Origin of the sequence: Pseudoalteromonas phenolica, from assembly GCF_044788725.1 — a bacterium.
Classification (GTDB): Bacteria; Pseudomonadota; Gammaproteobacteria; order Enterobacterales; family Alteromonadaceae; genus Pseudoalteromonas; species Pseudoalteromonas phenolica_C.
This window is the reverse complement of the sequence record NZ_CP173162.1, coordinates 824,887-843,397: the sequence shown is the minus strand read 5'-3', so window position 1 is coordinate 843,397 and position 18,511 is coordinate 824,887. Positions and strand designations below refer to the sequence as shown.

18 protein-coding genes are annotated in these 18,511 nt (G+C 41.5%); 1 reads left to right on the top strand and 17 read right to left on the bottom strand.

The features are described 5' to 3' along the window. Positions 1–14: 14 nt before the first annotated feature. The 11 genes from ACH784_RS21180 to ACH784_RS21130 all read right to left on the bottom strand — a co-directional run bounded on the left by ACH784_RS21180 (position 15) and on the right by ACH784_RS21130 (position 9,215). Positions 15–509, bottom strand: coding sequence for a DUF2878 domain-containing protein (locus tag ACH784_RS21180; RefSeq protein ID WP_404395786.1), 495 nt, complete (start codon positions 507–509; stop codon positions 15–17). Then, entirely contained in the window at positions 487–1,761 is a 1,275-nt protein-coding gene (locus ACH784_RS21175; protein ID WP_404395785.1) for a class I SAM-dependent methyltransferase, read from the bottom strand. Before ACH784_RS21175 ends, ACH784_RS21180 begins: the two co-directional genes overlap by 23 nt. Before the next feature lie 2 nt (positions 1,762–1,763). After that, the gene (locus ACH784_RS21170) at positions 1,764–2,489 is read right to left on the bottom strand and encodes a DUF1365 domain-containing protein (protein WP_404395783.1); all 726 of its coding nucleotides are present in this window, start codon (positions 2,487–2,489) and stop codon (positions 1,764–1,766) included. 2 nt (positions 2,490–2,491) lie between these two features. Continuing rightward, positions 2,492–3,742 carry an NAD(P)/FAD-dependent oxidoreductase gene (locus ACH784_RS21165; RefSeq protein WP_404395781.1) on the bottom strand — a complete coding sequence of 417 codons (1,251 nt, stop codon included), beginning with the start codon at positions 3,740–3,742 and terminating at the stop codon, positions 2,492–2,494. Next, the gene (locus ACH784_RS21160) at positions 3,739–4,461 is read right to left on the bottom strand and encodes an SDR family NAD(P)-dependent oxidoreductase (RefSeq protein WP_404397011.1); all 723 of its coding nucleotides are present in this window, start codon (positions 4,459–4,461) and stop codon (positions 3,739–3,741) included. Before ACH784_RS21160 ends, ACH784_RS21165 begins: the two co-directional genes overlap by 4 nt. An 11-nt stretch (positions 4,462–4,472) precedes the next feature. Then, entirely contained in the window at positions 4,473–4,874 is a 402-nt protein-coding gene (locus ACH784_RS21155) for a nuclear transport factor 2 family protein (RefSeq protein ID WP_404395779.1), read from the bottom strand. Positions 4,875–4,906: 32 nt separating this feature from the next. After that, a complete protein-coding gene (phrB, locus tag ACH784_RS21150; RefSeq protein ID WP_404395777.1) occupies positions 4,907–6,301 on the bottom strand; it encodes a deoxyribodipyrimidine photo-lyase in 1,395 nt (464 codons plus the stop codon). Continuing rightward, the gene (locus ACH784_RS21145) at positions 6,301–7,266 is read right to left on the bottom strand and encodes a YbgA family protein (RefSeq protein ID WP_404395775.1); all 966 of its coding nucleotides are present in this window, start codon (positions 7,264–7,266) and stop codon (positions 6,301–6,303) included. Before ACH784_RS21145 ends, phrB begins: the two co-directional genes overlap by 1 nt. A 9-nt stretch (positions 7,267–7,275) precedes the next feature. Then, on the bottom strand, positions 7,276–7,938 hold the full coding sequence (locus ACH784_RS21140; protein WP_404395773.1) for a ChrR family anti-sigma-E factor: 663 nt from the start codon (positions 7,936–7,938) through the stop codon (positions 7,276–7,278). After that, entirely contained in the window at positions 7,931–8,527 is a 597-nt protein-coding gene (locus tag ACH784_RS21135; protein WP_404395771.1) for a sigma-70 family RNA polymerase sigma factor, read from the bottom strand. Before ACH784_RS21135 ends, ACH784_RS21140 begins: the two co-directional genes overlap by 8 nt. A gap of 136 nt (positions 8,528–8,663) precedes the next feature. Continuing rightward, the gene (locus tag ACH784_RS21130) at positions 8,664–9,215 is read right to left on the bottom strand and encodes an LON peptidase substrate-binding domain-containing protein (RefSeq protein WP_404395769.1); all 552 of its coding nucleotides are present in this window, start codon (positions 9,213–9,215) and stop codon (positions 8,664–8,666) included. Between the two features lie 163 nt (positions 9,216–9,378). Between ACH784_RS21130 and ACH784_RS21125 the strand changes: the two genes are divergently transcribed. Next, a complete protein-coding gene (locus tag ACH784_RS21125) occupies positions 9,379–9,813 on the top strand; it encodes a BLUF domain-containing protein (protein WP_404395767.1) in 435 nt (144 codons plus the stop codon). A 3-nt stretch (positions 9,814–9,816) separates the two neighbouring features. On the opposite strand, the gene ACH784_RS21120 is transcribed toward ACH784_RS21125, so the two are convergent. From ACH784_RS21120 to ACH784_RS21095, 6 genes are all read right to left on the bottom strand, one after another. Further along, the gene (locus ACH784_RS21120) at positions 9,817–11,127 is read right to left on the bottom strand and encodes a sensor histidine kinase (protein ID WP_404395766.1); all 1,311 of its coding nucleotides are present in this window, start codon (positions 11,125–11,127) and stop codon (positions 9,817–9,819) included. A 32-nt stretch (positions 11,128–11,159) separates the two neighbouring features. After that, positions 11,160–12,563: a sigma-54-dependent transcriptional regulator gene (locus ACH784_RS21115; protein ID WP_404395764.1), complete on the bottom strand. Its 1,404-nt coding sequence runs from the start codon at positions 12,561–12,563 to the stop codon at positions 11,160–11,162. Positions 12,564–12,727: 164 nt separating this feature from the next. After that, entirely contained in the window at positions 12,728–15,124 is a 2,397-nt protein-coding gene (locus ACH784_RS21110) for an ABC transporter permease (protein ID WP_404395762.1), read from the bottom strand. Beyond that, the gene (locus ACH784_RS21105) at positions 15,121–15,825 is read right to left on the bottom strand and encodes an ABC transporter ATP-binding protein (protein ID WP_404395760.1); all 705 of its coding nucleotides are present in this window, start codon (positions 15,823–15,825) and stop codon (positions 15,121–15,123) included. Before ACH784_RS21105 ends, ACH784_RS21110 begins: the two co-directional genes overlap by 4 nt. 32 nt (positions 15,826–15,857) lie before the next feature. Then, the gene (locus ACH784_RS21100; RefSeq protein WP_404395758.1) at positions 15,858–17,102 is read right to left on the bottom strand and encodes an HlyD family secretion protein; all 1,245 of its coding nucleotides are present in this window, start codon (positions 17,100–17,102) and stop codon (positions 15,858–15,860) included. Positions 17,103–17,446: 344 nt separating this feature from the next. After that, positions 17,447–18,217 carry a hypothetical protein gene (locus ACH784_RS21095; protein ID WP_404395756.1) on the bottom strand — a complete coding sequence of 257 codons (771 nt, stop codon included), beginning with the start codon at positions 18,215–18,217 and terminating at the stop codon, positions 17,447–17,449. Positions 18,218–18,511: the final 294 nt, after the last annotated feature.

Below are 18,511 nucleotides of genomic sequence, written 5' to 3'. Positions count from 1 at the left end.
GTGTTCCTGTTGATTTAGCTTAACTTGTAATACGGTCTGTTATTTAAAAAGATCAGCAGTGGCATGATTAACGCCCAACCAAGGGCATAAATAAACAAAAATTGTGTCTGCGCGACGCCCATACCCAGCGCACCAAATTTAACCGCAGCAAAATAACTCAGCGGGCCAAAAATGCCACCTATTAAGGCGTTAATAAACACATTGAGTTTATTCATCCACTCAAAAGAATAGTTAAGACTAAGCACAAACATCAGCCAAAGTAGGCATAACCAAGCCGGAAAGAAGCTCTCATTGAAGGTTAAAATACCCAACTTGAACATCAAAAAATCAAATGCAATACCAACAGAGGCAATCGATAGCAGCTTGAAGTCTCGGGATCGATCCTTAAATACTGCGAAATGCAGAGTAATTAAGGGCAATAAAAGCCAGCTTGCATATTCGGTTAACAAAGCACAGGTAAACCATACAAGCTGGAATAGGAAGAAGTTAATAACGGCAAATTTGTTCATCGGTATCGTTTCGATAATTAGGCTTACGAAGCACTAAATGATGAGTGCTTATCACACGCTCTAAAAACGCGCCTTCACAGTACGCCAAATAGAAATGCCATAATCGTTTGAACTGCTCGTCGAAGCCAAACTCAGTAAGCGCTTGCCAATTTGCATCAAAGCCTTTTCGCCAATCTGCCAGAGTTCTTGCGTAGTGCAAACCGATATCTTGAATATTATCGAGCATCATATTGGTTTGCTCGGCAACGTGTTTACTCATTATCGCAATCGACGGCAAACACCCACCTGGGAAGATATAACGTTGAATAAAGTCAACGTTAGTACGGTAATGATCGTAACGCGAATCTAAAATGGTAATAGCTTGAATAAGCATTAAGCCGTCATCTTTAAGCAGGCTATTACACTTAGCGAAAAATTCCGCCATAAATTCATGACCAACGGCTTCAATCATTTCGATTGAAACTAACTTATCGTACTTGCCTTCGAGTAAGCGGTAGTCTTTTTTAAGCAAAGTGATTTTATCTTCAAGCCCCTTGGCTTTTACTTTATCTACTGCAAATTCGTATTGTGCATCTGAAATTGTCGTCGTTGTCACCTGACAGCCATAGTTTTCGGCAGCAAAAATTGCCAAGCCACCCCAACCAGTGCCAATTTCGATTAAATGGTCGGTCGGCTTTAAATCTAATTTGTCGCAGATTGTTTTAAGTTTATTGAGTTGTGCTTCATGCAACTCGGTTGCCGTGTCACTATAAATAGCACTCGAGTACATCATAGTGCTGTCTAAAAAGCGGGTGTATAACTCATTGCCTAAGTCGTAATGCGCCAAGATGTTATTTTTTGAACCGCTTTGAGTATTGGCATTTTTACGATGAAAAATCTTATTTTTCAGTTGGGTAAACCACGCGCCCTGCTTCTCGATTTCATCAAGCTGTTCTTGGCAACGGGCAAATACTTGGATAACTTCGGTTAAGTTTGGCGTAGTCCATTTTTTCGCGATATAAGCTTCAGCTGCTGCAATGCTGCCCCCTTTTACGAAATCGACATACATAGACGTATCTTGCACGATGATCTTGCCGCACAGCTTGGCATCTGCGTTACCTAAACGTGTTATCTGCCCAGCTTCTTCTATCTCTAAGCTGGCTTTTTCTAGTTTATCGAGTAACGAAAAAACTAGGTTACGGCATTTATTCTCAAACCAAGAAAGTTGCTCTAGATTCGTTGTTGCGGTGACATTGGTAGATGACTGTTCCATTATTAACCTCTAGTCTCAGGGTGCGCAATAAATGGGATACGTTTGGCAAACAATTTAGCAGCTTGCCAATAAATGCCTGCAACGACTTTAATTGGCATTAGTGGCGCCGACAGCCACGCTTTGAACAAACTGCTTTTTGTTATTTCACGCTTTTTCATCGCAAGCGTGGCATCAAATTGCTTATGGTCTTTATGATTTTCAATATGAACCAAAACCTGCTCTGCAGGCGGCTTTACCCGCCAATGGTATTGCATATCTAAGTCCATAAAAGGAGACACATGAAAATCTTTTTGAGTTTTCATATCGCCTTGTAAATCGACCAAATAGTAATGACGCTCAAGCCAAGGTGTATTGCTTACCTCAACCAGCATATAGCGACACTCACCGTCATTTTGATAACAAAAATAAAAGTTTGCAGGGCTAAAATAAAAACCGAAACATCGGCACTGGCCCATTAACGTGACTTTTTCGCCATCCCATTTCCCACCCAATTGGGAAACTTTACTTGCTATACGTTGTTTTAAATTGCCCGGTTCATTTTTTACATAATCAGCTTGAAAAAAACTCATAGGGGCAAACTTTTTCAAGCTAAATACTGAATGATTTGCGGCTAATTCTTCAACTTCATCTAAATCTAGCGCGAGTTGCATCATGGTGTAATTAAACTCATGATTTTTTGGACTAAAACGTCTATGTCTAACTTGGCCCTGATAAATCGCGCTATTCATAACTACAGCTCACACTCAAATCGTTTACATACGTCTAGTGCTGAACGCACTCCATCTTCATGGAAGCCGTTATACCAGTATGCGCCACAGAAGTGGGTGCGATTTTTGCCGCAGATATCAGAGCGACGCTGCTGTGCCGCCATACTTTGCTTGTTAAACACCGGATGGTGATAGGTGAATTCTCTTAATATTTTAGATTTATCTATGATGGCCGTTTGATTCAATGTCACACAAAATGTGGTGTCACTTTGCAGACCCTGCAATATATTCATATTGTAGGTCACCGCAGCTGGGCGCATATTGGTATTGTCTAAGCGGTAATTCCAGCTGGCCCAAGCAAGTGGACGCTTTGGCAGCATATTGGTATCGGTATGAAGCACCACTTGGTTTTCACTGTAAGGTATAGCACCAAGTACTTGCTGCTCTTGTTCGTTCGCATCTGCCAATAATGCAAGGGCTTGATCTGAATGGCATGCAAATACCACTTCATCGAAAAGCTCTTCACTGCCATCGGCAAGCTTTACCACAACACTATCTTCGTTACGCGTTACAGAACTTATATTACTATTGAGACAAATCTTGTCTGCAAACTCACGCGTTAATGGCTTCACGTATTCACGAGATCCGCCTTTAATCACATGCCACTGTGGGCGGTCGCTGATGTTTAACAAACCATGGTTATAGAAAAACTGCACAAAGAACCGCAGTTCGAAATCGCGCATTTCTTGCAAGCTGGTTGACCATATTGCTGCGCCCATTGGCAAAATATAGTGCTGGCTAAAATAGTCTGAAAAATGCTGATCGTCTAAAAAATCGCCCAGTGTTAAATGTGGGGCAATTTGCTGAGCATGTAACGCTTTACAGGCTTTGTTGAAACGTAAAATTTCTCTAATTAGCCCCCAAAATTTAGGGTTCAAAATGTTACGGCGCTGAGCAAATAACGAATTTAAGTTATTGCCATTGTACTCTAAGCCCGATTGAACATTATGGACACTAAAGCTCATCTCAGTGTCTTTATAGTCAACGCCAATTTGGCTAAGTAGTTTTAAAAAATTTGGATAGGTTTTGTTATTACAAACAATAAAGCCAGTATCGATAGCATACTCTTTACCGTCGACCTCAACATCAACAGTGGCCGTATGACCACCAATATAATCGTTCTTTTCAAATAACTTGATATCATATTTTTTCGATAACAAGTAAGCGCAGGTTAAACCAGAAATACCACTACCTATGATGGCAATTTTCTTCATGTTTTTATCATCCTTTTAGCGAGCGGACGCCAGAGACTAAAGGGTAAAAGAGATAAGACTTTAAGCGTCCACGTAAAGCCTTTAGGAAAATGAATATCAAATATGCCTTTGCTCATGCCTTTGAAAATGGCTTTGGCTGCATCATCGGCTTCAATAATGCCCGGCATATCGAAGTCGTTTTTGTCTGTAAGCGGTGTTTTTACAAACCCAGGATGGATCACACTGATGCCAATCTCTTGAGGTTCTAGATCTACACTGAGCGTTTTAGCCAAATAGGTAATACCTGCTTTTGATGCGCCATACGCCTCAGCGCGTGTTAGTGGCACATAGGCGGCACTTGAACTCATCAAGCCAACCTGCCCCCCAAATTTCAATTGCTTTAACCAAGCTTCTAAACAATAACCCACAGCAATTAAATTGGTTTGAATGACTCGCTCAAACAATGTGCCATCGAACTGTTTAGGGTTATCTATATACTCACAAGTACCCGCATTGAGAATTAAATGGTCAATAGCTAAGTCTTTTGGCAATGCACTTTTAAGTGCGTTTTTGTCATTTAAATCGAAAATACACGGTGTGATGTTTGCTGATTTTTCACTTAACGCATCTAACTTTACTTGATTTCTTCCACACGCATATACAGCAAAACCTTGTTGCGCATATTCAAGCGCCAAGGCTTCGCCAATGCCCGAAGAAGCGCCGGTAATGACAACTACCATAGAGTGGCTACTCATGCTGCCGTCCTGCGTTTGATTAAGTTAATCACAGTGCCAAACACGGGCAGGTGCTGATAGATCATTTCACCTGCATCAAAATAATCACGGTGGTAAACAACCTTGCCATTTTCAAACTCAAGGTAAGTGTTACCGTTCACTTTAAGCGGTTGGCCTTGTTTGATTTTTTTATGTGAAAAAGTCATCACCCAATACACACTGGCTTTGTTGTCTTGCTCAAATGAGGTGTGAATATCGAATTGGCCTTGGTTCAGGTTTTCATACATGTTAGCAAAATAGTCGGTAAGCGCAGGCAAACCTTCTATTCTGTGAAGCGGATCTTCAAACACAATATGGTCACCGTACACTTCACCGAGTAGTTCAAGATTCGACTTGTCTAGTTGGTTATACAGTTTCAAAAAATCTGATATCAAGGCAGTACTCGACATAATTAAGGCAGCTCACTCTTGTAATATTCTAGTGCCTGAACTCTTGCTTCTTTTAAGTCAACAATCGCATCGCAGTACACATCACTTTGATCTGTTGCAGCCAAATAAGCTTGCGGTTCGTGAATGTGTTTGGTCGGCACATTTGCTAATTCTGGTAAATACTTACGAATAAAATCTCCGTTGGGATCAAACTTCTCACTCTGAGTGAGTGGGTTAAAGATCCTAAAATACGGCTGTGCATCGCACCCTGTGCCCGCCGCCCATTGCCAGCCACCATTATTAGCGGCCAAATCACCATCAATAAGATGCTGCATAAAAAACGCTTCGCCTTTGCGCCAATCCACCAGCAAATGCTTAGTTAAGAAGCTGGCAACTATCATGCGTAAACGATTGTGCATCCAACCGGTTTGTTTAAGCTGTTTCATTGCAGCATCAACAATTGGGAATCCAGTTTGTGCATTACACCAAAGTTCAAATTTTGCTTGATGATCAGGCCATTTGAAGCCATGGAACTTTTCTTGAAAATCTTTGTTTTTACTTAAACTTGGGAAAGCATCTAAAAGATGACGATAAAACTCTCGCCAGATCAACTCATTCAACCAGCTAAATTGTGGCGCTTTCATATCTTCGAGCACATTTGGCATATGATTAATTAGCTCAATGAAAACTCGTTTTGGACTAATAGCACCTATGGCTAGGTAAGGTGATAAACCACTGGTTGCTTTTAAATCTGGTCTGTCTCTGTATAGCTCATAGTCATCGTGCTTTTCAGCTAAAAAACGTGGCAATACTTGTCTTAGCGCAGTATCTGCCAACGGCCATTTCGACGACTCAACTTTTGGGTAATCGAAAATAAATTTGTGCTCATCGAACTCAACATCAACTGCCGCTAAGTTGCCTAAATAGCTTTGATCGAAGCCACTTTGTTTAACCGCTTGTAGCCAAGCCTTTTTGAATGGCGTATAGACCTTAAACATCTCGCCTTGCTTGTTGCGCACAGAGCCTTTTGGCAACATCACATCGGCTTCGAACAGATTAAGCTCAATACGTGCTGCTACTTGCTTATCTCTGTCTACTTCATCTATCTCTAACTGGCTATTTGCGAACACTCGCGTGATTTGATGCTCAGAGCAAAAGCTCAACAATTGCTCGATTTGGCTATTAAAATCACTGCCGTTTAACACAGTCAGCTCAACACCTTGGGCGTTAAGCTGCTGCTCAAACCATGCCAAGTGACGTGCCATAAAATCGACCTGAATAGGTGCAACATTATGGCGTTGCCAAGTATGAGGAGTAGAAATGAAAATTGCCTGTTTGCATCCTTGCGATAGGGCTTGAATTAATGCGGGGTTGTCGTCGAGTCTAAAATCTTTCCTTATCCAATAAAGGGCACTCATTATAGGCTATACCTTAGTTTTAAATCTGCAGGATATGGGTTTAAGTACGCTTGCTTTGACAGATACTCGTTCGGGTAATCACGTAAATAATGATTAATCAGAGTCAAAGGTACAAGTAGTGGTACCAGGCCTTGACGATACGCCATGACTTGCTCGGTTAACTCTTCTTTCTTTGTTTTATCGAGTACTTTTTTGAAGTAACCCTGTAAGTGCTGCAAGGTATTCGTATGGTTACGACGTGAAGCTGGCTTTTTCAAAGCTGACATCAACATTGAGATATATTGCTCAGCAATGACCTCTAATGGCTCTTTCGATTGCCCGAGCATGTTGCCGATTTTGCGGTACATTTCGAGGTTATGGCTCATGACCAAATATTTGTTTTGGCTGTGGAACTCGATCAATTTGTGTTTGGTGAGACCCGACGCCACCAGCTCTTGCCATTTCTTATAAGTGAATACACGCATCACAAAATTTTCACGTAACACGGCATCATTTAAGCGGCCATTTTCCTCACAAGGTAAGTTTGGGTGAGCGTCTAAAATTTGCTTAGCGAACAAGCCGACACCGTTATGCTCACAGCCTTTACCATGTTCGTAATAAACTTTTACACGTTCCATGCCGCAGCTAGGGCTGCCTTTCATAAACACAAAACCACTCAAGTGATCGATGCGAGATGCTACCTTTTGACCAAATTCGGTCATTTTCTCTGTGACATCCATTGAGCCATCAGGGCGCGAAACCGCAATCACATCATCATATTTAATTTGTCTAATAGTCGGTCTTGGAATAGGCAAACCGACTGCCACTTCAGGGCAGAACTTTTCATATTCAACATGTTTGCCTAACTGATTCATACAGAAATCAGATTTTTTATGGCTCTTGTCAAAACGGACCTGATCGCCCGTTAGACAAGCGCTAATACCAATTTTAATTGGCGAAGAGAATTCAGGATTAAACTCATTCATAGTTGTCTCCTAGTAAATAAACTTACCTATTGGGTTAAGCAATTTGCTAAGTCCTTGGGTAAAGTGAAGGGAATCACTTGATACAGTTAAGCACAAGCACCCTTCTTTGGTAAAAGGCGTATGCGTGTTTTTACCATCGAGCCAAATGAAATCACCACGATTGTAAGTGCCCATTTCATCTTCGAAGCTACCATCAACTAACAAGGTAATCTCAAAGCCATTGTGTGTATGATTAGGCACAGACCCTTCAGCGTCTATGTGTAACAAACTCATACGCAGGTCGCCATCTTCTAACTCTATGCGTGAACGAGAAAGCTTGCCTAAATTTAACCAACTTGAGCGCTCTAAGTTACACAGAACCTGAGGTAAGCAATATGGTGTGTCTGCTACTTTCACTTCTTGAGGCTCAGGCTCAACAAATTCATCGATACTGGTGTCTTCTGTCACTTCGTCAATAAAAGCATCAAAGTCGAACTGTATTTCTGATCCATCAAAGGCAAACGCATCTGTATCAAAACAATTATCAGCGGCTTTTGCTGTCAACTCTGTGATTTGTTGCTGACATTTAGGACACATTTCTAAGTGCGCCGCAATCATCACACTCACTGAAGCAGGTAATTCTCCAGCCACATAACTTTCGAGCAGCTCTAATTTAGGGTGGTGCTTAATCATAGTCTGCTCCTATGTGTTGTTTGAGTTTAGTCAGTGCAAGTCTTAAACGTGATTTCACAGTACCAAGCGGAATGTTAAGTTGCTTTGATAATTGCTCTTGAGAAAGCTCTTGAAAATAAACGCCGTGAACGACTTGCTTCTGATTTTCAGGCAGCTTATTAAGATATTGCGCAAGTTGCTTGTCCATTAAGTGATCGGCAAACATGTGATCATCACTATTTTGCGCTTCAGCTAAAGGCCAAATTTCTTCACTGATGGTGTCTTCTTGATTGGATTGGATCTTGCGCAACATGTCAAAACTGATATTACGCATAACCGTGTAGATCCATGTTGTTGCAGCACCTTTATCTACATTATAAAGGTGCGCTTTACGCCACACATTAGTCATGGTCTCTTGCAATAATTCATTTGCCATCACTGGATTGTTGAACTGCTTGCGCCCAAAACCAATGATTTTTGGAGAAAACCATTTGAATAAGTTAGCAAAGGCACGTCTATCACGCTCTTGAGCCACACTGATTAACCAAGATGACAACATCTTGCCATCTACTTCAGCAGGCATAGTTTGAGACTGTTTTGTTGTGCTCATCGAAGGATGGGAATTCCTATTTTCTGTGCTCACCATGACTAAACCCATTAATTGCATTTCGTATTAAGTACGTTTGAAAACAGATTCGGATCACTTAGATTGGTTAGTTTTTTTAATTGTAGGATACTCTACAAAATTAACCTAACATTATGGTGTGTAAGAAGTTTTGCGCTTTATCAAAACTGTATTGATCAACAAACACTTCTTTTTGCTCCATAGAAAGCGGTAATAGCTCTAAGTAACGCGCACAAACCCAATTTGGATTATCAAACTGCGGTGATGGGTACAGACTTTGAATGTCTGGGTGTAAAGAAAATATCTCTTCTAGTTTATCGGCTAACGCAATGTGATTTTCACTTGAACTTGCTTGAGCCCAGTGCGGGATAGACTCGCAATTAGCAAAGCGTAAGTTATCTTCGTCGAAATAAACATCACTGAGCTTTACGAGCGATTTTGCTTTTACATCAATATGTAGCATGCCTTTTTCTTCAAAGAAATCGACTATGTCTACCCAAGCCGCCCATTCAGATACTTCAAACTCGGCATCTGGCTTGTAAATGGTGAGTGCAAAGCCTTGCTCTTTGGTTGCAATAGATACCAGTTTTTTATATCTCGGCTCGAAAATACGAAGGCGTGTTACCCCTTCAGGAAGCAAAAATACAGGTAGTGGAAAAACGGGTAATTGCATAAATAAGACCTAAAAACTCTACATGGCAGTTTTTACGTCACAGCCTATAAAAAAGATCGATTAAGTTTTCACATCTTTTTTGTCACTTTATTTGCTTGCTTATTTTGCCTTTTAAACAGTTAGAACCTATAAATAAAATTAGCTTTAAAATACGGGATTATTTATGTCACTCCATCAACTCATCTATCTCAGTAAAGCGAGTCGACAACTCGACAGCGTAGATTTTTTAAAACTTTTAACAATTGCACGCGAAAACAATATCAATCTTCGTGTAACGGGCAGTCTGTTTTATAACGGCGGCTGGTTTTTACAAGTTTTAGAAGGTGATTTACCTGTTATTCAAGACCTCTACCGAAAAATTGAGCAAGACGATCGGCACATGCAAGCCAAGGTACTTTATCTCGAACCCGCCAAAGGCCGCACTTTCTCTCGTTGGACAATGAATATGATCAACCTTGAAGAAGAACATGACAGTAAATATCACGTTTTACGAGATTTACTCGATGCAGCAGTTAATGGCAATATGATTGATGGCTTAAGTGCCCCAGTTAAGCTGCTAAAAGTATTTTCTGACGATAACCTTTTTGGTATTCGTTAATATCTAAATGTTAAACCAGCACTGAGCAATCGCGCCTGTTTTGTCTTCGCGATTGCTTAACGTTAGTTTTGCACCTTGTTGCTCTATCATGTTTCTACACAAATTAAGACCAATGCCTTTACCTTGCGCTTTGGTGGTATAAAAAGGCACAAATAGATTGCTGATGTTTTGAATCCCCGTCCCAGAGTCTTTTACTTCAATCACAATTTGCTTGCCCTGCTTGTAAGCTTTTAACTCAATAAGTTGTTGTGATTTGCTCGCTTCAATGGCGTTTTTTACTAAATTAACCAGCACCTGTTCAAGCAACACTCTGTCAGCGAGCACATAAGGTGCATCACATTTAATCTCTATGGGATAATCAAATAAATTGCTCACCGACTGCAATAACGGCGCAATCTCGCACTGCTCTGTGTGAACATCGAATTGTTTGCTTAAATTCGCATAGCGATTTACAAATTGCATTAAGCCGTCACTGCGCTCAACTATAACTTGTAAAGCCGGGTCTAAATTAGCAAAGTCATTATTGCCTTTAAGCATATCTTGAAGTGTTTGCGCTAACGACTTAATGGGTGACAACGAATTATTGATTTCATGGCTCAATACGCGGGTCATTTTCTGCCAAGCTACCTGCTCAGTGTGATACACCACTTGCTCAATGTTAGTTAGTACCAACAACTGATAACTTTGCTCTTGCATGGTGAATTGACTATGCCGTAACTGCCATTTTGCAATAAGGGACTCATCACTTAATTGCCATTTATTTGCGGATAACGTAAAGCCTAAATCATCGGCGCTTGTGTGTCTGAGGGTCTGCCATGGTTGCTTGCGCCAATTAGAAAAAGCCTCATTGGCATGATGTAATTTATGTTCTTTATTTAAAATTACTATTGGCGTTGCCAGCTGCTCAATGAGCCGAAGTACTAACACCGCTTGTTGGTCATATTGCGATTTTCTGCTCTGTAAGTCTGCCGACATGGTGGTGATTTCATCTGCTAAGAGTTTAACTGCGCCTTGATTAAATTTGGGGTTGGCGCGCAGTGAATAGTCTTCATTTCTTATCGCTTCTAGGACTGCTGAAAAACGGTAATAAGGGTTGAGCAAAGCACGCCTTACATACCAACATAGCAGCGCAAACGGGCAAAGCAATAATACCAATACCGTACAAACTACTAAGATACTTGCCGAGCTATACCAAAGAATAAAGCCCATAAGGCCCGATAAAACCAGCAAGCAGCTGCCAATAAACAGTGTCAGGATGCTTTCGATGGAGCGTAATTCTAGTCGCTCTGTGAGCTTGTTGATTAGTTTGAACATGTGCTGGCTCATTATTTGTTTTATTTAGCAACTTACTTAGTCGACATAGCAAACTTTTCTAACCTACGATAAATGGCACTTTTGCTTATGCCAAGTAATTCGCCTGCTTGTTCTACATTGTTGTGAGTTTGCGCCAGTGCCATTTTAAGGAGCTTTTTCTCAGCGTCTTCTAGGGTCATTAAGGGAATGTCATCTTTTGAAGATCCATTCTTTGAAGAATTGTCTAGCGCTTTAAACTCAAGATCTTGCTCGTCTATACAATCACCTTCAGCCATTAAAACCGCTCTTGCCATCATATGACTGAGTTCTCGTACGTTACCCGGCCATGCATAATCAAGCAAAGCCTGTTCGGCTAATTTGCTCAACGGTAACGGAGTTAGTTCATATTGTTTGGCATGTAATTCAATAAAGTGCTTTGCCAACACAATGATGTCTTCGGGGCGTGCACTTAGAGGAGGAATGGTGAGCTCTATGGTGTTCAATCTAAAATATAAATCGGTTCTAAACTCACCACTTTCAAGCATGGCCTCAAAGTCGGCATTAGATGCCGCAATAATGCGACAACTCGCCTGTTGGGTCAGTGTATCACCGACTCGCTCAAATTGTTTCGACTCAAGCACTCGCAGCAGTTTAGCTTGTTGATTGGGCCCCATTGTCGCGACTTCATCTAAAAACAATGTACCATTATTGGCAAGTTCAAAGCGCCCCGCTCTGTCTTGTTTAGCATCGGTAAATGCGCCTTTTTTGTGGCCAAATAGCTCGCTTTCGAACAAGCTTTCTGGAATGGCGCCCATGTTTACCGACACAAACTCACCGGTGCGCGATGAGTGAGCGTGTACATACTCTGCGATACAGCTTTTACCCGTGCCATTTTCACCGCGCAAAAATATCGTCGCATCAGTTTTGGCAACACGCTCTAACTGCGCTTTTAATTTTTGCATTTGTGGGCTATGCCACAAAATTGATTTTGAATTGTCATTTGATGAAGTATCGCTTTTGCAAAGCTGAGCAGCTTCATGCTGTTGAGAAATTGTTTTCTGATGATCAATCTGTGCTAAAGCAAGGTGCTTTTTCACCATCATCACAACCGCATGGTTATCCCAAGGCTTGGCAAAAAAATCTTTTGCGCCCAGTTGCATGGCTTCAACAGCCAAAGAGACGCTCGACCAAGCAGTCATCGCCAGAATAGGTGGAGAGCTTGTTTTTTGTTGTGCACGCAAAAACGCCAGCCCTTCTTCGCCCGATGTGGTATCAAACTCAAAGTTCATATCGAGCAGAATTAAGTCAATGTGATGCGAGTTTAAAAGCTCGCTTGCAACAGCAGGGCTCTCAGCTTCAAACACCTCATAACCATGATTGTTTAGCAAAAAACGTAGGCTGAGCCTTACGTCGGCTCTGTCTTCTACAATCAAAATATGCTGCTTTACTGCTGGCATGCCCATACTGCTCCTTGGATGTTATTTAGTTATAAGCTGTAAGCTGTAAGCTGTAAGCTGTAAGCTGTAAGCTGTAAGCTGTAAGCTGTAAAACGAGTTTAACCTAGTCTCATTGAATAAGACTAGGTTAATGCTTTGCTATGTTTCAGAATACAAGTTCAAAGTTATTCGTTACGTAGCGCTTTTAAAGGATCTGAGCTCACCACAGAACGTACCGGTAAGTAGCAGGCCAATACAGAAATCGCCACCATAACCGGGATTGCCAGCAATAGCACTGTGAACTCCCCCGTGATTTGCATCGCAAGTAATCGTGTGCCAATTAAATAGCCAATGCCCGCTAGTACGCCACCTAGAATCACACCAAATACAACAGGCTGCATACTTTGCTTTAATACCATTTTGATGACATGTCCTGTGTGCGCACCAAGGGATAGGTGAATGCCCAGCTCGTACCGACGCATTTGCACGCTATAACTCAACACCCCATAAATACCCGCTGCAGCCAGAGTTAATGCTAGTGCAATCAAGCTCATCGTTAAAATCGCAACCAGTTTTGAGGCCCTTAATCGAGTCGTTAACATATTCTCTAGCGTTTCAAAGTAAGCAATACTCAGTTGCGGATTAACCTCTTTTAAGGCTTCTAGTAATTGCGCTTTATCGACAAGCCCATTGCTTTTAAACGTTAACGCAAAACGAGCACCGGCTTCAAACGGTAAGTAATAACGCTCTTCTGCATAGCTATCACGGTTGTCTGGCACATAGATATTGTCTACTACGCCCACAACAGTGAGTGGCTCATTCGGTGCTGCTTGCAATGTTTTGCCAATTGCAGACTCTGATTTAAACAGACGCTCTGCGAGTGCTTTACTAATAATAATTTCTTGCGGTGTATTTTCTGAATCTTGTAATGAACTAAAACTGCGCCCTTCAAGCATCGGCATACCGAGTAAGGCAAAGCTGTTTTCGTCAAAGAAGCCAACACTGACGATGCCTAACATTTCGTTATTTTCATCGTACAAGTAATTTTCCCAGCCCATTTGCAAAGGAGACGTGATTGTCAGCGCTGCATCTTCAATTTGCGGTAACAATTTAAGTTGGTTTTTAACTTGTTGCGAAACGTCATGAAAACCTTCAGTCAAGCTACCTGTATCGACTCGAATATAACTCACATTTGTGGCATTCAGCCCTGCATCTTTAACTAGTTTATTAATGGCCGGAGATAACACGGTTGTCGCGCCAAGTAACAAAGCTGTGGCTAGGCCAACTTGTAAGGCAACCAGTACATTTCTGGTAAGACTTGAGATCTGTGCTCCCGTACCTTTACCACTGCTTTGCAATGTTTGATTAAGCTGTTTGTAAGGCACCTGCTGACTGGCGAGCTTCGCCATGACGATACTGATAAATACACTGACAATAATACTTGCCGAAATTGTCACTGGATCTAGAGTTAAATGCTGCATTCTCGGGAACATATACTGCAAATCGTTGGCTAACCAGACCATTGACCAGCCGGCAATTAGCAAGCCAAAAATACAGGCAAGCATAGATAGCAACAGCGCTTCACTAAACATGCCTAAAAAGATATGTTGTGTTTTCGCCCCCAATGCCGCTTGAATGGCCATCACGCGCTTTTTCTGCACCGCGCGAGATAAAAACAAATTACAAATGTTTGTCACGGCAATGAACAGCAAAGTAATCACACCTGCCAAAAGCAACAATGCCATTTCGCCACTATCAGCGACTATTTTTTGTTTTAATGGTACGAAACGCCCACCAATCGCTGTGTTTGCAGCCACATCATCTAGACCTTGGTATAGCTCATTTATTTGCTGACCTAATGCTGAACTCGCCTGTTCAATTGAAGTGCCTTCTTTTAGCAACGCAATTCCATTTACACCACCGGTAATATTACCCCAATTGCTGGTACGGCTAATTTCTTGATCGAAACTAAACCAAGCAAACATAGGAAAATTGCCAAATACTTCTGGCGCATTAAAATGACTCGCTGCCACACCGATTATCTGATACTTATCATTCCCTATGGTTGTATAAGTACCAATCACTTGTGAGTCAGCCCCAAAGTGTGTTTGCCAAGCCTCGAAACTCAACACCACCACTCTTTGTTTATCATTAATGGTTTCTTGTTGATTAAATGCACGGCCTAAATGCATCGGTACATCGAGCATAGAAAAATATTCGGGCGTGACACGAATGCCATCAAGGTAAGGTGTATCTGGCAGATCTCTAAGCTTTGCACCAAACAAACTCATAAGTGCCATCTGTTCAATATATTGCTCGTCTTTATAAATATGATATTGCGCCGACAAAATCTGAAAGCCGTATTGCGTCTCGCCGTTAATGGTTTCGCTTTGGTCGGTAACCACGAGCTTATCAGCATTCGGGTATGGCAAGGGCTTGGTCAGTACCAAATAGTTGATATTCAGTACCACCGCAAGGGCAGCTAATGTCACAGCTAGGGTGGTGATCACCGTTAAGCTAAACCCCGGTAATCTTAATAAACTGCTGACTGCGAGTTTAAATTCTTCTTTGATGATGCTCATACCGCCAGCTCCATTTTAAACTCATCGGCCATCACGCCATCAAGCAGATGCAGTTTACGTTTTGCCATATCGGCATATCTTGGATCGTGGGTTACCATACAAATGGTAGTGCCTTGTCGGTTTAGCTCAGCCAACATCATCATAACCGCATCACCATTTTTAGAATCTAGGTTACCGGTTGGCTCATCAACGAGTAAAATTGCCGGGTCGTTGACTAGGGCTCTGGCAATCGCAACGCGCTGCTGCTGACCGCCAGATAACTGATTCGGTTTATGACCCGCTCGATGCGTCATTTCAACCTTAGCCAAACACGCCTCTACTTTTTGTTTAATTTCTTCTTGCGATAACGGCTGTTCACGATAGCGTAATGGCAGCGCAATATTGTCGAAAACTGATAGCTCATCAATCAAATTAAACGACTGAAATACAAAACCAATATGCTCATTTCGCATACTCGCTCTTTGATTAACGCTAAGATTACTGACATCGTGCCCGGCTAACATATATTCACCGTCCGACGCGGTGTCTAATAATCCCAATATCGATAATAGAGTGGATTTACCACAGCCAGAAGGTCCTGAAATCGACACATAATCACCTTCATTAATTTCTAAATCAACGCCACGTAATGCATGGGTTTCCATCTCGCTGGTGACAAACTTTTTCGTGATATTGGTTAGCTTTATTTTGTTATTACTCATGGTCTTTCCTTTTTATATCGCGATTGCCTGACTTACTTCACAATGGCAATGTGGGTATGTGCTTGCCAGCGAGTCATATCGTTAAGGATAAACTGCTCATGTGCTTGTGCGCCAGCAAGTATTTGAATTTGCTCGTCTGTTGCTGCACCAAACTGAATAAGAGTAGCGATGGCCGAGCCGTTATCGGTTAATTTAAATAAGGTAGAATTTGAAAAAGCTTTTACGTTGACGGGCTTTTTAATAAACAGAGCGTTTTCTAATTGACCCACGGCAATTGTGCCTTCGATGTTTAACTCTGGTCGGGCGTTGTCGGTTAACGCGCCGTTTAGCGCCACTTCAACCTGTATATTGCCGTTGTTTATTACCGGATCGATACGGATCACTTCCCCTAATATCTCTCCGCGACGAGTATTAATGCGCACCGCTTGCGCCAGTTGAATAGACTGCATTTTTGACTGTGGCACGTTCAGCAAAGCATAAAGGTCGGTGGTACTGCCGACTAAAGCCAATTGCTCCCCTAAATTCACCGCTTGCCCGAGTTCTACACTCAGCGATTGCACCACTCCATGAATGCCCGCTTTAACAGTTAGGCTGTCCAGTTGCTGCTGCACTAAATCTAAAGCCTCTTTTTGCGCCAAAATATTTGAGTCGGCAATTTTTAAATTGGCAGCATGCAGGGCCTCGAGCTGGGTAATGCGTGCAGTTTCAATTTCTAAACGACGAGTTAACTGCCTGACCTGCAACTTAGTACGCTGGTAGTCGATATTAGAGACGATACCTTTGCTGACCAATTGACTCTGTGCGTTCGCTTCGAGTTCAGCGCTTTCGAGATCAGCTTGAATGCGAGCTAACTCTGCCTGTTGAGCAAGCAATTCGCGTTTTTGGTTAATATCCGTTTGAATGCGCTGATTTTGACTGTCGATGTATGCACGCTTTGCATCGCGCACCGATTGGGTAATATTCGGATCTGAAAGCTTTAAAATAACACTCTCAGGCGTTACTTCCGCACCCGGTTTTAAAATAATTTCATCAACCGTTGCCTGACTTTTGGCAGTGAGTAAACGCGGCTTTTTCGACTTTAAACGGCCAAAGCCTGACACTTCTAAGTTTAATACGCCTTGCTCGACCTTCGCCGACCAAATCTCATTGGCTTTGATTTGCTGTGCATGACTCGGTTGCAAAAATAACCAAATACATGCCGCCAGTAGCAAGCAAACAAACGCTAAAATGCTCAGTTGCCTTTTGGTATTTTTTTGAGGCTTTAACACCACATCCATAACTCGATCCCATACTGTTTTTACTCTTTAATACAGTAGTTAAACCAAGTGCCGTGCCAAAACGTAAAACCATGAAATATATGAGTTTTAAAAAATAAATATGAAAAAATAGAAATGTTATTTTCGAAACCGAAAAACAATTTATCGAAATCGAAACGGGCTCGATAAAATTTCCATAGTGTTCAGACCCTAATGGAAGAAAATGAGAGAAAAGAACGAATCAACAAGGACTTTATTCGCTGAAAAATGCCTTAAAAGAGTTGAATTAATTGTCGACTATTTTTAATGGATAACAGCCGACATATTCAACCAAACAATGTATCTAAAACAACACTCCTTCGAATTTACAACCCTTCATATTCTTTCCTTCGAGGTTCTAATATTTGATACTTACAGAGCACTTGGTTATGACAGTCAGTCTCTGGCACACTGTAGTACCACTTTTTGAAAATTGGTTGATACTTATCAATTACTTCTTGCTGAAGAGTTAACGGTAGCTCAGGTAGGTATACGTCTCTTGTTTTATCTATTTGACTATGTATTGCCCTACCTAGTACAAAGCGTTCTTGTTGATAAGTGAAGTCTGCTGATTTGTATTCTCTGGAATCCGGCTGAAATTGCATTCGCTTAATTTTGAAGGCTTCAGCACGCTCAGCTATCACTTGCATCATGTCTTCGAATGGCTTAACTGTAATTGTGAGCTTGTGAGGGTCATCAGCGTCAATCGGGCCCAAACCTACACTTAAAGTTTGTATATGATAATTTGGATGACGGACTACAAAGTGAACCATAGCGTATGCATTAGGTTGTAATAAGTCTAAACGCTCTCTTGGAAAAGTGACCACTTTACCGGCATATGCCAACTTTAAATAATCATATCCCCTTTCATGACCACTTCCACCATGTCCACCTGGTTCAGCGTATCCAGTATCAATTAAAAAGGGGAACTGAGGAATTGAGCCATCTTCCGTCTTAATGGTTATTTCAACAGGTCCGCGGTAACCATGGGCCTCGTCAAATAGAAAAGTGCAGCCCGCTAAGGACACGGAAATAAACAACAAAGCAAGCGCAAAAACTCGCTTTGATGAAAGAAAAACAAACTCTCTAAACTGCAAAATAATCCCTTTTTATTAGATTTATTATTAATACTTAAATTTTAACCTGAAGAACAAAGTGAAAGCGAGTTTCTAAGAGCGGTAACGCAAATTGGTAATAAAGCTGTTTCAAAGCATTTATAAAAGAGGCTCATCAAATCGTAACATACTGAAAGAATTACCCTTAAACCGCTTCGTTTAAAGCATGAAATGCCATTTTTCAATAACGAAAAACTCAATTTCGATATCGAAAAACACTCCATATTAGCTCCACATTTTACTGACAATATTGCGACACTAGAGAGAAGGAAACCT

Excerpts from the sequence above, each read along its gene's own strand:
- ACH784_RS21180 (WP_404395786.1), bottom strand. The coding sequence starts at position 509 with ATGAACAAATTTGCCGTTATTAACTTCTTCCTATTCCAGCTTGTATGG.
- ACH784_RS21175 (WP_404395785.1), bottom strand. The coding sequence starts at position 1,761 with ATGGAACAGTCATCTACCAATGTCACCGCAACAACGAATCTAGAGCAA.
- ACH784_RS21170 (WP_404395783.1), bottom strand. The coding sequence starts at position 2,489 with ATGAATAGCGCGATTTATCAGGGCCAAGTTAGACATAGACGTTTTAGT.
- ACH784_RS21165 (WP_404395781.1), bottom strand. The coding sequence starts at position 3,742 with ATGAAGAAAATTGCCATCATAGGTAGTGGTATTTCTGGTTTAACCTGC.
- ACH784_RS21160 (WP_404397011.1), bottom strand. The coding sequence starts at position 4,461 with ATGGTAGTTGTCATTACCGGCGCTTCTTCGGGCATTGGCGAAGCCTTG.
- phrB (WP_404395777.1), bottom strand. The coding sequence starts at position 6,301 with ATGAGTGCCCTTTATTGGATAAGGAAAGATTTTAGACTCGACGACAAC.
- ACH784_RS21145 (WP_404395775.1), bottom strand. The coding sequence starts at position 7,266 with ATGAATGAGTTTAATCCTGAATTCTCTTCGCCAATTAAAATTGGTATT.
- ACH784_RS21140 (WP_404395773.1), bottom strand. The coding sequence starts at position 7,938 with ATGATTAAGCACCACCCTAAATTAGAGCTGCTCGAAAGTTATGTGGCT.
- ACH784_RS21135 (WP_404395771.1), bottom strand. The coding sequence starts at position 8,527 with ATGAGCACAACAAAACAGTCTCAAACTATGCCTGCTGAAGTAGATGGC.
- ACH784_RS21130 (WP_404395769.1), bottom strand. The coding sequence starts at position 9,215 with ATGCAATTACCCGTTTTTCCACTACCTGTATTTTTGCTTCCTGAAGGG.
- ACH784_RS21125 (WP_404395767.1), top strand. The coding sequence starts at position 9,379 with ATGTCACTCCATCAACTCATCTATCTCAGTAAAGCGAGTCGACAACTC.
- ACH784_RS21120 (WP_404395766.1), bottom strand. The coding sequence starts at position 11,127 with ATGTTCAAACTAATCAACAAGCTCACAGAGCGACTAGAATTACGCTCC.
- ACH784_RS21115 (WP_404395764.1), bottom strand. The coding sequence starts at position 12,563 with ATGCCAGCAGTAAAGCAGCATATTTTGATTGTAGAAGACAGAGCCGAC.
- ACH784_RS21110 (WP_404395762.1), bottom strand. The coding sequence starts at position 15,124 with ATGAGCATCATCAAAGAAGAATTTAAACTCGCAGTCAGCAGTTTATTA.
- ACH784_RS21105 (WP_404395760.1), bottom strand. The coding sequence starts at position 15,825 with ATGAGTAATAACAAAATAAAGCTAACCAATATCACGAAAAAGTTTGTC.
- ACH784_RS21100 (WP_404395758.1), bottom strand. The coding sequence starts at position 17,102 with ATGGATGTGGTGTTAAAGCCTCAAAAAAATACCAAAAGGCAACTGAGC.